The sequence below is a fragment of the Paenibacillus sp. 7541 genome (assembly GCF_002276395.1).
Classification (GTDB): domain Bacteria; phylum Bacillota; class Bacilli; order Paenibacillales; family Paenibacillaceae; genus Paenibacillus_AQ; species Paenibacillus_AQ campinasensis.
This window is the reverse complement of record NZ_NQLZ01000001.1, coordinates 33,195-46,499: the sequence shown is the minus strand read 5'-3', so window position 1 is coordinate 46,499 and position 13,305 is coordinate 33,195. Positions and strand designations below refer to the sequence as shown.

Sequence of the window (13,305 nt, the reverse complement as noted above, 5' to 3'; positions counted from 1 at the left end):
AATACTTTAGATGAGGTGATCATATTGCCCACCATAATGGATATTTCACGGATAAGCGGTCTCTCCAAGTCAACGGTATCACGTGTATTAAACAACCATCCACATGTATCGGATGAGAGCAGACAAAAAGTACAGAACGCGATTAAGCAGCTGGGATATGTCCGCAATACGCAGGGTGTTCAGCTGCGACTACAGGCAAGCAATCATATCGGTGTGCTTATCCCGGATGTGGAGCATCCCTTTTTCAGTCAGCTTGTTAGTGCATTAAGTCGATCTTTAGGCTCCGAAGGGTATCAGCTGGTCATCTATCAGACCGAATTATCCCCCGCATATGAACGTGATGTGTATACCCGATTGTTACGTCGAGAAATGGATGCCGTCGTGATTGCCCATTCCCATTTCTCGGAGAGAGAAATTAAAGAATATATAGGTTCTTCCATTGGAATCATATGCAACGAAGCGATGGACGGAGAGTTTCTCGATGTCTTTCGATTGGATGAGGAAGATGCGATCTTTCAGGCGACAGCCTATTTGCTATCCAAGGGGCGCCGCCATTTATGTTTCTGTATGGATCACCTGACACCATTGCAGGAGCGAAGATGGAGAGGGTTTGAACTAGCCCATAAACAATTCGGACTTGCTTGTACGAAATCGCAATGTTATACGGGTCTGGTGACGATGGAGGATGGTTATGCCTTGGGAGAACAATTGTTGATTACTGATCATTTGCCGGATGGCATAATCACAGGCAGTGACTTTGTAGCTACCGGTTTACTGAAAGCAGCAAAGCAAAAGGGGATATCCGTACCGCAAGATCTGTCCGTCATCGGATGTGATAACCATCCTGTAGGATTGATGACGAATCCGGAACTAACCACATTAACCCATTGCATTTCCGATATGGTGAAGGATCTGACAGAATGTCTCATCCGGAGATTGAAGGGAATGCAGTCCGCTCCTATAATGAAAACCTACAAGGCCTCGCTGATTATACGTAATTCTGCTTAAAGAACGAATTCCTTCGCGGTCGTTCAGAAATGATACATATCTGTCGTATGGAGCATGATTGATTTCTGTTTTCGTGAAGATAAAACCAGATTCCTAGTTGTAGGAATCTGGTTTTTGGTATTTTCTACTCGAGGTGTTATCTTTCTTGTTGAAGTTTATTCTTCCTTCTATGCTCCTTCCACCATATCCCGTTTGCCATATCCCATATGGCCCATAACCATCAAGGCAACACTGATCACCGAGATTGTGATAAAGGTTATCGTATCAAACGGATCTACCGGCATCCGCGGTATCCAGCTCTGAATGGCTGTCTTCGCAAACCATTCCGGTAAATCCAAAATACCGCCAAAGTAGTTTAATGCAAAAGAATAGCCAAGATATGCATAAACGGCTTTCCCTAATCTTGGGGCCCAGCCTAAAGCCAAAGCGGCAAGTCCCGTAAAGAAAAATACGGATGGCAGAAAGTTATAACCAGCCACGAGAAAATCCCACATATTCATGGACGAGCGGTCACCCATGGCAGAAATGGCCGTTCCGCCAAGAGCGCTAGACGCCAGCAAAATGCCCATGATTCCAGCAACGATGGCCATAATGACACTCGTCCAATAGAGCTGAGCTCGCGTCACCTTGGTAGCATAAAGCTGACTTAAATGCCGCCGCGTTTCTTCTGAGAACAGTTTGTTTACGATCGCAATTGGCAAAATTGAAACCAATCCAATCATGACCATCATAATAGTCCCGGTGAAGGATTCTTCGATGGAAGCGCCGGATATCGTGAACATTTGGCTCATGAGTTCATTGCTTTCGAGAAAAGTCTGCATATCACCATAAATCGATCCATAGGCTGCTCCCATGATGACGAAGGCAATCAGCCAGCCAATCATTACGCCTTTGTTCAGCCTGGTAAACAGGCCGGGTACGGACAGCAATGATTTTTTTGCCGATTCTCGCCCTTCACGTTCTGGCAAATAACCGGCCCCCATATCTCGCCCTCCTTCAAGCATAAAAGCGATGATCACGGCTATGAGGCTGAAGCCTACGGCCATCATTAGGGGGAACCAGTTGTTATCCGTAAATGGATAGGTCAGATAAGTCCACCCCATAGGGTTGAGCATGGAAAAATCAACGTTCGACACATCCGTTCCTGCACGAAAAATATATAGCAGGCCTACAATTCCGAGCGCTGAACCGGTTGCCCCGGTTGAAGTCGGCATCAATTGTGCCATAACCAAAGCGATCACGGCTCCCATAATCCCGGCCATCCCGATGGATGCGCCAAATAAAAAGGAGCCTTCGGCCGAAATCGTATCTACGCCATAGCTGGTCATGACTCCACCAATAACGAGCGCTAATAGAATATTAATCATGACGACTTCGGCAATCACCGCAAGCGAATTGGCTTGACGACCTACTTGAAAAGAGCGTACAAGTTCAGTCAGCCCGAGATCTTCTTCTTTGCGGGTATGGCTTACCACATGCAACGCAGCGATGATCATTGCAAGCAAACCGCAGAATAACAACATTTCATGTGCGTACATCGCGCCTAATGTATACGCTGCTCCGGTCTCGACCGGTGTCGGACCAACCATGGAAATCATGGCAGGATTTTGCATGGTTTCATACATTCCCTGCAACCCTTGCCCTTTGCCGATTTCTTCAAAAGCCGGAACAAATCCGGCAGAAAACAAGCCTAAACCTAAAACCCAGATGATGATTTTTTTCCAATCACGTTTCAGATATTGGGCGAGTAGTATATGCGCACGGGCGAATTTTTCTTGCATCTTCGTCTCCTCCGTTTCCGCTCTTAGACTTCATAGTGACGCATGAATAAGTCTTCCAGCGTAGGCGGCACGGATTCGAACTTCCTGACGCCCAATTTTGCTGCTTCGGCCAAAATATCGTTGATACATTCGTTATCCGCAGAGAATGTCGCTTGATTGCCGGATTGCTTAAAATCATGAACACCGTTCACGGATGCCATGAGAGCTACATTGCCTTCCGTGACCATCGTTACTTTAGAACGAGTTAAGTGACGCAGCTCATCCAATGTTCCGGTTTCAACCACTTTGCCTTGGCGAATGATCACCACTTTATCGGCCAGTCTTTCCACTTCGCTCAAAATATGGGAGGATAGTAAGATGGCTTTTCCTGCAAGCTTGATTTTTTCGACCTCGTCCTGGAAAACGGCTTCCATCAACGGATCAAGTCCGGAAGTTGGTTCATCGAAAATATACAGATCAGAGTCAACGGATAAAGCCGCGATCAGGCCGACCTTCTGCCGATTTCCTTTGGAATAGCCCTTGGCTTTCTTCTTAGGATCCAATTCAAACCGTTTAATCAAATAGTCGCGTTTATTGGAGTCTCCGCCGCCATGTAATTTCATAAATAAATCGATGATTTCACCGCCTGTTAAGCTGCCCCAAAGCGCCACGTCCCCAGGAACATAAGAAATTCGTTTATGAATCTCAAGGCTGTCCTTCTACACATCCTTGCCAAAGATTTTGGCATCTCCCGCATCCCGATGGATGATCCCGAGGAGCGTACGAATCGTTGTGGATTTCCCCGCGCCGTTCGGCCCGATAAAGCCGACAACTTCGCCGGCATTTACCGTGAATGACACGTCATGCAGCGCTTTGAATTTCCCGAAGCTTTTTTGCAGGCCTTGTACTTCTACAATGTTTGTCATAGCACTAAAACTCCTTCTTAACCAGTTTTAGTAACGTGCTTTCCAGTTTGAAAACAAAGCTTCAACCTCGAAATTAGTGAACTTTACACCCTATAAAAGTTCGTATTTATATAATATTCGCCTTGTTTTAAACCAAAGTTCATTTACAGTTTCAGTTATACACCCGAATTCCCGCATAGTCAATGCAAAAAAACATAAGTTTAGAACTCATATTTATTTTATAATTCATAAACTTGCTATATAATAAATAAGAAGGAGAAATACGAACTATAAGCCTTCTTATATTTTTTTATTCATAATCGTCAGAAAGCAGGAATAAGGAATGAATGGTTTTGAAAAGAGGACACAAGCGAAGAAAAATCAAGTTCTGGAGGCAACTTTTAACTTGATAAATACTGAAGTCGGCATCGAAAAAGTAACGATGGATGACATTGCTAGACATGCCAATGTTGGTAAAACGACAATCTTTAAGTATTTTGGGAGCAAAGAAAATCTGATCCATGAGGTGTTTAAGTATTTTATAACTCAAATGAGGGATGAGGCCCGAAAAATTATGGCCGAAAATAAACCGTTCGAAGAAACGATCATAGCCATGAGTCAAATAAAAATTCATTTTCTGGAGAAGATCAACAAGCAGTTTTATTTGGATTTAATGAGTTTTTTTACGGAGAAGGACGATGACGGATTATCTCTGATGATGCAGGACCACGTCAAGGAAAGCTACAGTCTCATGTTGGATTTGTTTCACCGCGGTCGTAAAGAAGGTAAGGTTGATCTGAAATATTCGGATGAGTTTCTTCTGATTTATTTCCAGGCCCTGGTTGAAGGGATCTCTAGCCCGCATATCTACTCGAAAATTCTCCCTTATACCGCTCAATGGACCGAATTACTGATAAAAGGGGTTGCTCCGAGCAAATAAAGCACTACGTTATGGCACAGTTGAAACAGCAGATCCCCATGCTGCGAGCTCACCACCAATGAATGAACGGGGTAGCCTCGTCCCGTACGAATAGGCTATAATCAGTAGAATCCATGATCCACGAGCTTCGTGGATCATGGTTATTTGACTTTGTCCTTGGAGGTCGGCAGCCATGAATAATCCTTCCGCAGACCATATCAAGATCGCGCCAGGTTTCTGGACTAGCCTGAGGAAGATCGGGGTGGAACCCCTGGATGTAGCGCGCCAAGCACGTTTACCGTTAACTGTCATCACCGAACCGTTAGTCACGACAGCACAATATTATTCGATCTGGCAAGCCTATGCCGAACTAGTCGGGGATATCGCTGCAGGAATCGTCGAGCTTGCAAGCACATACGAGACAGCTCAGTATCCGCCGGATGCTTTGGCGACCTTTCACGCTCGCGACTACCGGGACGCGTTGAACCGAATGGCGCGTTATAAGCGAATGTGCCCTCCGGAGAACTTGAGGATTCTGGAACAAGGCGATCAATGCTCGATTGAATTGGAGTGGCAGCATGCCGAACTACCCGGACCACCGGTGCTTGTCGGCATGACGCTCGCCTATCTGCTTGAGCTCGGGCGCCGGGGCACCGGCCATCACCTCAAGGCTCGGTCCGTCGAATTCATGCACCCTATGGGCGACGTTCAAGCCCTTGAAGAATATTTTGGCTGTCGCGTACAGACGGAGGCAGATCGCAACCGGCTAACGCTGAATTGCGAAGATCTGAACCGTCCGTTCACATCGTACAACGAAGAACTTCTTAAGATTCTGACACCCGCCCTGGAGCGTTCGTTAGATGAACGACAGAGTCAGCTCACCATAAGCGATAAGGTGAAGTGGATCTTGTCTCGATGCCTAACTCGAGGAAGATTCGACATTCAAACCATAGCTTTGGAGCTCGGAATGAGCGATCGCACCTTGCAGCGCAGGCTGACGGAAGAAGGCGTAAGCTTTAAGCAGTTACTGGCGACAGCGAGGCGGGAGATGGCCATCGCTTACTTGGCCGACCCTGCGCTGGAGATCAAGGAGGTCGCATTTCTCGTCGGCTACGAGGATCAAAATTCATTTTATCGCGCGTTTCGCTCATGGACAGGAGAGACTCCAGCCAATTGGCGTGCCGCGCAAGAGAATTGGCGTTCGGCGCTAGTTACCGAGTAGGCGCAACAATGTATCATAATCCCTATCCAAGATATAAGGAGTGCAGGAAGATGGATATGGGATTGAAGAACAAGACAGCTTTAGTAACGGGATCAACGAGAGGCATAGGCAAAGCGATTGCTCTTGAACTTGCCAGGGAAGGCGTTCATGTACTCATCAATGGCCGGGACAACGATGACGTTGAGCGCACGGTAACTGAGATCCAAGCGGCGTTCCCGGAAACGGAACCTCGAAATGCAACCGCCGATCTCGTCGATTCGCGGCAAAGAGAAGCTCTATTCGCGAATTTCCCCCACGTCGATATCCTCGTCAATAGCATGGGCATCTATGAGATCATGTCCTATGACGACGTAGACGATGCCGTATGGGAGAAGTATTTCCGGACGAACTTTCTTGCCGCTAATCACTTAAGCAAGTTTTATTTGCCTTCCATGATGAGTCGCGAATACGGCCGTATTATCTTCATCGCAAGTGAGGAAGCCGTTATGCCTTCCGGACAGATGCCTCAATACGGTGTCACCAAATCGATGCTGTTGTCATTATCCAAGAGCTTGTCCAAGTTGACCCGCGGCGCTGAAGTTACAGTGAACACGATCCTGCCGGGACCGACCCTCTCCGAGAACGTGCTGCAGATCATTGAGAGCATATATTCGAACGAAGAGATGAGCCTCGAGGCTAAAGAGAAAGACTTTATGACGAAGAACGTTCCCCAATCCGAAATCGGCCGGTTTATCAGACCTGAGGAGATTGGCCGATTGACGGCTTTCCTTTGCAGCCCGATGGCTTCCGCCTTTAAAGGATCCCCGATCCGCATGGATGGGGGCATGGTACCAACAATCTTTTAATTCTTCGCTCTAACTAACAGAAAACATCAGAACAAGAGAGTTAGCTCCCCCACAGGCATTGGGCCAGCAGGGGGGCTATTTTCATTTGGATTCAATTCAACGAATTGAAATCCGGACGCCTCAGACAAAGACTTTCTTCACTGCCAGCTGAATTGCTCAATAGCGAGTACAAAGAGTCATGTGCCATTTCGAGCCATCAGCTCCAGCACCCACCAACCAGCTCGCTGGAGCGTTTAATTAAAACCGACTTTTCCCAAATAGCCTGTGGTAAAATAGGCACGATAACCCACAGAGCTGAGGTGATATGAATGATTACGATTAAACCGCTAGAACCTCATGCGTTTGATTTTTTTATGGATATGCACTACGAATCGATTCACATCCTGGAGGGGAAGCCGGCGAAGCATGAGCTGCTTAACACACCATCTCTTAAGAAATATCATGAAGGCTGGGGGAGAGAAGGAGACCGGGCATTAGTAGCTCTCCGGGATGGTCATCTCGCGGGGGCGGTATGGTACAGATTGTTCGACGCAACAAACAAGGGTTACGGGTACGTCGATGACAATACACCGGAGCTTGGCATCGCAGTCCACCCAGAATATCGAGGAAGCGGAATCGGACGAATCTTAATGCATGAAATCATCAAACAGGCAGAGCGCGATGGATACCCATCGCTTTCCTTGAGCGTCGACCCCCATAATTCTTCCGCCGTGAAGTTATATCAACACCTGGGATTTGTCTATTGGGGGATTTCCGGAACGTCCTGGACCATGAAACTTGATATTCAGTCCCCTTCGGCCTAGAACCCTCACGAGCTGCACCCTGTTGGCTGGGGACACGATACGGTCTGATAGAAGTCGCTATTATAGCGGCTTTTATTTTTTTATCGCTATACGATACGTTTATTGGATGTATGCTCATCAAGCGATGGTGTAACCAATCCTAACGATATTGCGAAGCTTTTATTCCCCGCGATCCTGAGCGGAAGGGGCGAGAGCCTTCTTATTAAGATCATTCAAGCATGCTGTTGAACATTACACAGCGGAACAAAAAATGCGTTAAATGGTGAAAGCTTTAGTAATCTCCAATAGGATGAGTACCCTCTGCAGACTATCTGCGAAAGTAGGATGAATTCAAGTCGACAACCAAGAACCCCCCTATAAAACAAGGGGGGGTTAGGGTAGGAAACTTCTCGTCAATACTTAGTGACCTAAATTTTCCTAGCGGGCTGCTCACTGTGACGATTTGCGATTAGATATTCTGACCACCTGAGACTTCGATTCTTTGTGCATTAACCCAGTGATTGTCAGATTCAAGCAGGTTGGCGACTACAGGACCGATATCCTCGGGCAGACCGACTCGACCAAGTGCTGTCATCGAGGCAAACGTGTCGTTGTATGCAGGTATGTCGCGTACAGAGCCTCCTAGAAAATCGGTTTCGATTGCCCCAGGCGCAATAGTATTGGCGGTAATACCTCGGTGACCAAGTTCTTTAGCCATATAGATGGTCAGAATTTCGACCGCTCCCTTCGCCGCAGAGTAGGCGGAGAATCCTGGATAAGATACGCGAGTAAGACCAGATGAGAAATTCACAATACGGCCACCATCTGCGAGAAGTGGCAGAAGGGCCTGAGTCAAGAAAAACACACCCTTGACATGCACATTGAACAGGCTGTCGAATTGCGCTTCTGTTGTCTCGGCGAAGTCGCTCATTTCTCCGTGACCGGCATTGTTCACCAGATGATTGAACGTGGGGCGATCCCAAGTCGATTGCAAGGTCGAACGGACTGTCTCGGCAAAGGCCGCAAAGCTGGCGATGTTTCCAACATCGAGTTGTAGCGCCACTGCTTTACGCCCCAGAGCTTCGATTTCAGCAACAACAGACTTTGCTTCTTCTACCTGGCTGCGATAGGTCAGGATGACATCACCGCCATGACGCGCAATACTGATGGCAGTATTGCGACCAAGTCCGCGGCTGCCGCCAGTGACGATCGAGATATTTCTCATTGTAACTTCATCCTCTCTTGCATCATTATTTATTACACAGTTATCATAAGAAATAAAGTTCACTTGAAGTCAAGGTTTTTTTGGCGAATTAATAATTATATAATTAAATAGAGAAATTCTGTGCTTTCATCGCTTTCGAACCTTTGTTTACGGCAAATAATTTAGCGTGATTTAATTAAAAAAGCCAAGAAATCATTTAAAGTAAACTTTAAGGGAAAGGAGATGAAACCTTACTAATGTGGACAATAGGAGAAGTAACTGAATTGACAGGAATCGCGGCTCCAACTCTTCGATATTACGAAAAGGAAGGACTGCTTCCACATGTGAAGAGAAATGAAAATGGAAAACGGTTATATGACGAAGAAGATTTAAGCTGGATACACTTTGTTACTGCACTTCGGGCGACAGGAATGCCGATTGCTCAAATTCAGAAGTATGTGAACTTGTATAAAGAGGGAGATTCGACGATTTCGGAACGAAAAAGGATGATGCTTCTTCATAAAAAAGAAATTGAAAATAGTATAAGGGAACTCTATTTTAATTTGGACAAAATAAATTATAAACTCGCTCTATATGATGTATTAGAATCACAGCTTGAAAAGACTAGCATAAAAATTTGACATCGTTCACACGGCTTATCTTGTGTATGTTAATATATTGGACAATAATTGCTAGGGAAAAGGAGAACCGACTTATGAAGATCGATCTTTCCGGAAAAACAGCCTTGATAACGGGGGCGACGGGAGAGCTTGGGCGTGTCATCGCCCGCACGCTTGCGGAATGCGGCGCGGATATTGCCTTGCATTACCATAGCAACGAAGCGAAAGCGCTGGAGCTGAAGAACACAATCGAGGCGCTCGGGAGACGCGCCGTTGCTGTCCAGGCAGATGTCACAAAGCAGGATTCTATTGAGGCGCTGAAACAAAACGTCGAGGCCAGCTTGGGTCAGGTAGACATTGTCGTTGCGAACGCGGTTGTACAGTACAAGTGGACCTCTGTGCTGGAGCAGCCGGCCGAGGACTATACGAGTCAATTCGAGTCCTGCGTTCTGCAAAATGTTTATCTGGCGAAGGCTTTCATACCAGCCATGATCGAGAAGAAGGGCGGACGTTTCATCGGTATTAACACTGAGTGCTCCATGCAGAACTTCCCGTCTCAATCCGCTTATGTAGCTGGCAAAAGGGGCATGGACGGCGTTTATCGGGTGCTGGCGAAGGAAGTCGGCGAACATCAGATTACGGTCAACCAGGTAGCCCCGGGCTGGACCATCAGCGAACGCGAGCGCACGAACGGCATTGCTGAAAGCGACGATTATATCGCGCGTGTGCCGCTCAAGCGACGCGGCACCGATCAGGAGATCGCGAATGCCGTTGTCTTTCTGGCTTCAGACTTAGCCAGCTTCATCACCGGAGCATATATCCCAGTCAGCGGCGGCAACGTGATGCCGGCGATCTGAGCATTTGGCGAAACACGATCGAATCCCTAAACAAATTGTAATTGTTTTTTGAACAATTAGTGGTGGATAGCAATACTTCAAGAATAAAAAGAAGGGGAATGAAATGATGAATGAATACGGTACACTACATGAGTCAAACGGTCGTTATGCTTTAAGATTTGAACGATTTTTCCCTCATAATCCAGAAGCTGTTTTCCTTGTCATTACGAAGCCTAGTTACTTCTCCCAATGGTACCCTTTCGCAACAGGGGAGATGGATCTCAGACTTGGTGGCAAGATTGCCTTCGATGACGGTGAAGGAACGACATATCAGGGTACCATTACAGAGTTAGAAAAGCCCTATATATTTGGTTTCCGTGAAGTTGATGATCTGATAAACATATCATTGCAGGAAGAGGGTAGCGGGTGTCGAATGATCTTTACCCATACTTTTAGCGATGATTCATGGGCAGTTAATACCGCAGCAGGATGGCATAGGTGTCTGGATGTATTGGACCAGATCATTAATGATAAACCAATTAAGTGGCACGATAACGCAACAAAGCTGCGTAAAATCTATAGTGAAGCATTTAATATGGAACGTTAAAATTATCAGATCATTCTAAGGCAATCGGTATAGCTAGCTCAAGCCTTATTGAGGTCGGGATTAAAAATAATAACCATCTTGAACCTGACGTAATATATGCGGTTCAAGATGGGATATTTGGGGTTATGCGCGTTTATCTATTTATTAGGCCATTTGCTGTTAGCGTTTGTTGTTACGAATGCCGATGTCCTTAATCATAACGTTACCTTTCGCGGTTTGGTCAAAAACAAAGCTGATTTTTCTGATGTCCTGCGGCACCAAGTTGGAGTTCGCATTGATAAAGTCAGACACATCAAAGGTGAAGTTTTGAAAGATCGGCTCCTTGATTGTCTGAATGAATCCAAGCGGCCGTTTTGTGAGGACTCCTTCAAACATGGGAAGCAGAGGAGATACGTGGCTTAACGGCAAGCGGCTGACGTTTCCGTATTTATCTTCCACAGATACCGTCAAATCGACTAACGCGTCCGTTTCACCGGTCTTACGATCTGCATCATTGTTTGCTATTGAAAATACTATGGTGCTTTTCTCAGACATTTCGATACCCGAATCGGGCAGAATGACTTTGTAGGCAGGAGTGGATGGTGCAGCCGTGTTATCCCATTCCAAGGAAACTGCGCTGTATTGGTCATCCGTAAGTTCCATCTTCACTTTGTCTTCCATCCAGGCTTTAAGTGACTCTCCTTCCAAGCGTCCACCGGGCAACGTCGTTGTCCCGGGATCATAATCCTCTTCATAGCTGCTGATCATAGTGGTGTTCCCATCCCAATAATTGCTAATATACATCGTTTCAGGCAGCCATTCCCTGGCGTATCCCAGATCTTTAAACACCATTCGGTATTGGTCATTCTGCTTGAGGGTGGCCTCTAAAAAGGATGAGATCAGCACTTCCGCCGCGCGAAACTGTTGTTCACCAGGGAGAAGTTCGGCGTTGTTAAACAGCATGTTTCCCACCCCTATAGCATCGTGTCTTCCCCATACAGTGTTGAACTGTCCATGATTCGCACCATAAATGTAAACATAAGATTTGAAGAATTCGCTGTTATCTGAGAATTGAGTACGGTAATATTGATTTGCTCCAACAAAAGAGTTGACGTCCATATCGTTGGAGCCGTGCAGGGCTAAATAGTTTATGTCCTGGAGTTCAATCGGTTGACCGCTTGGTTTGTATTGCATGTCGGTACCAGCAATTGAGATAAGCGAACGAATGATGAAATGGTAGTCGAACTTGATGTTTGCGTCCTCGGGATATGTCGTCAATTCATTATAAGCCGCAGCTATTGCAATGGCTTCGCCCCCTCGAGAATGTCCCATCAGCGCGATATGTTGCATGTCGACTTGGCCATAGAACGGATTTCCTTCAACGGAGTTCCACTCATCCCACGTCTTCAAATGCTCCAGTAACAACCAACCTCTAGCGCGATTTTCGTCTTTCAATCCATCAAGAATAAACAGATCGTCGTACGGTGAAATGTTCAGAAAATTCTCATCAATCGAAGCCAAAATATATCCACGACTTGCTAGCAAATTGCCCAAATAGGCATAGCCCGGATCGGAAAAGTCCGTCGCTAGATGGTTACCGTGTACAATTAACACTAGCGGGAAGGGGCCATCGCCATCAGGATACCAGACCGTGCCGTTTAACGGCATGGCTTCCGGACCAAAGCCAAAAGTGCTTGTCCGCCGGGAACTCCAGTTGCCCACAAAGGCAGAACCGTCAACGGATTCTGTCGTCAGTCGTCCTTCGACGTCAAGATCCTTACGGTACGTTGGATCACTTGCATAGGTTATGGATTTTACGCGAAATGCTCCGGGTTCCGACGGATCGGCCATGGTCGTCTGGTATTTCTCCGATGTTTTGACGGTTTGCAGTGGGTAGGGAACTTGAAGCTCAGCATGACCATCGCTCGTGAGCCAGTATCCCAGCACGCTGATCAAAACGAAGACCGCAGCAGCGCCTCCGCCTGCCGTTACTCTGACCCATCTTGCGGCATCGCGATATGCTCCCTTCATTAAGCGGTAAAGCAAGGCGCCAAGCAGGGAAGAGGTAAGGATGATGGAAAAAAGAACAAGCAACGTTAGAGGCATGGGGCCTAAAAAGCTGATCAGCAGCAAACAAAATGAAGCCGTCATAAACCATATATAACGCGAAGGTATTTTTTTCGCCCAATGTAACAGCCCGGCAATGATGCCCGTAACAATCAGGATTGCAACCAGGGATAGTAAGGTACCTACGAAGTAGTCCGTAATGCCCCGTGATCCAAGATAATAATACGCTTGCACGAATACAATGCATAACGTTACGAAAGATAAAGCGAGTACGGCTCCCTTCCAACTTGAGTCAAGGGGAGTGACATTGGGTAGAGAAAGCTTAGGTAACGACCTTCCTTTACCTCCCTTTTGAGTATTTGGACTGATTATTTTCATGGATGTTCCGCCTTTCGAATTCTGTTCACTTCGCTCCCACGATTTAGCACTGAATGGATTATCGTTGCAATTGAAATGTGGGAGCCAGCTTTGAAAAGTATAAGGCAAAATTGAATTGGTAACCTCCGTCTGGAGGCGGACTTCGATCATGCCCATTTCAGTTGCTTATGATG

The 13,305-nt window shown here is 46.5% G+C and carries 11 protein-coding genes and 1 pseudogene; 8 read left to right on the top strand and 4 right to left on the bottom strand.

What is annotated here, in order from left to right:
• Window positions 1–36: 36 nt before the first annotated feature.
• Window positions 37–1,008 carry a LacI family DNA-binding transcriptional regulator gene (locus CHH75_RS00250; RefSeq protein ID WP_255222917.1) on the top strand — a complete coding sequence of 324 codons (972 nt, stop codon included), beginning with the start codon at window positions 37–39 and terminating at the stop codon, window positions 1,006–1,008.
• Window positions 1,009–1,175: 167 nt separating this feature from the next.
• On the opposite strand, the gene CHH75_RS00245 is transcribed toward CHH75_RS00250, so the two are convergent.
• Together CHH75_RS00245 and CHH75_RS00240 are read right to left on the bottom strand one after the other, a co-directional pair.
• A complete protein-coding gene (locus tag CHH75_RS00245) occupies window positions 1,176–2,789 on the bottom strand; it encodes an ABC transporter permease (RefSeq protein WP_095397121.1) in 1,614 nt (537 codons plus the stop codon).
• Window positions 2,790–2,812: 23 nt separating this feature from the next.
• Window positions 2,813–3,694: pseudogene (locus tag CHH75_RS00240) on the bottom strand (ABC transporter ATP-binding protein).
• Between the two features lie 322 nt (window positions 3,695–4,016).
• Between CHH75_RS00240 and CHH75_RS00235 the strand changes: the two are divergent.
• The 4 genes from CHH75_RS00235 to CHH75_RS00220 all read left to right on the top strand — a co-directional run bounded on the left by CHH75_RS00235 (window position 4,017) and on the right by CHH75_RS00220 (window position 7,462).
• Window positions 4,017–4,613 carry a TetR/AcrR family transcriptional regulator gene (locus CHH75_RS00235; protein WP_095266446.1) on the top strand — a complete coding sequence of 199 codons (597 nt, stop codon included), beginning with the start codon at window positions 4,017–4,019 and terminating at the stop codon, window positions 4,611–4,613.
• 172 nt (window positions 4,614–4,785) lie between these two features.
• Window positions 4,786–5,814, top strand: coding sequence for a helix-turn-helix domain-containing protein (locus CHH75_RS00230; RefSeq protein ID WP_095397120.1), 1,029 nt, complete (start codon window positions 4,786–4,788; stop codon window positions 5,812–5,814).
• 50 nt (window positions 5,815–5,864) lie between these two features.
• Window positions 5,865–6,659: an SDR family NAD(P)-dependent oxidoreductase gene (locus tag CHH75_RS00225; RefSeq protein ID WP_095397119.1), complete on the top strand. Its 795-nt coding sequence runs from the start codon at window positions 5,865–5,867 to the stop codon at window positions 6,657–6,659.
• Between the two features lie 308 nt (window positions 6,660–6,967).
• Window positions 6,968–7,462, top strand: a complete 495-nt coding sequence (locus tag CHH75_RS00220) for a GNAT family N-acetyltransferase (RefSeq protein WP_095397118.1) — start codon at window positions 6,968–6,970, stop codon at window positions 7,460–7,462.
• Between the two features lie 448 nt (window positions 7,463–7,910).
• Here the strand turns inward: CHH75_RS00220 and CHH75_RS00215 are convergent, their stop codons facing one another.
• The gene (locus tag CHH75_RS00215; protein WP_095266449.1) at window positions 7,911–8,666 is read right to left on the bottom strand and encodes an SDR family NAD(P)-dependent oxidoreductase; all 756 of its coding nucleotides are present in this window, start codon (window positions 8,664–8,666) and stop codon (window positions 7,911–7,913) included.
• A 236-nt stretch (window positions 8,667–8,902) separates the two neighbouring features.
• Between CHH75_RS00215 and CHH75_RS00210 the strand changes: the two genes are divergently transcribed.
• From CHH75_RS00210 to CHH75_RS00200, 3 genes are all read left to right on the top strand, one after another.
• On the top strand, window positions 8,903–9,286 hold the full coding sequence (locus CHH75_RS00210) for a MerR family transcriptional regulator (protein ID WP_095266450.1): 384 nt from the start codon (window positions 8,903–8,905) through the stop codon (window positions 9,284–9,286).
• 74 nt (window positions 9,287–9,360) lie between these two features.
• Window positions 9,361–10,122: an SDR family NAD(P)-dependent oxidoreductase gene (locus CHH75_RS00205; protein WP_095397117.1), complete on the top strand. Its 762-nt coding sequence runs from the start codon at window positions 9,361–9,363 to the stop codon at window positions 10,120–10,122.
• Window positions 10,123–10,225: 103 nt separating this feature from the next.
• Window positions 10,226–10,708, top strand: a complete 483-nt coding sequence (locus CHH75_RS00200; protein WP_483310894.1) for an SRPBCC family protein — start codon at window positions 10,226–10,228, stop codon at window positions 10,706–10,708.
• A gap of 159 nt (window positions 10,709–10,867) precedes the next feature.
• On the opposite strand, the gene CHH75_RS00195 is transcribed toward CHH75_RS00200, so the two are convergent.
• The gene (locus CHH75_RS00195; RefSeq protein ID WP_141235791.1) at window positions 10,868–13,132 is read right to left on the bottom strand and encodes an MFS transporter; all 2,265 of its coding nucleotides are present in this window, start codon (window positions 13,130–13,132) and stop codon (window positions 10,868–10,870) included.
• Window positions 13,133–13,305 lie beyond the last annotated feature (173 nt).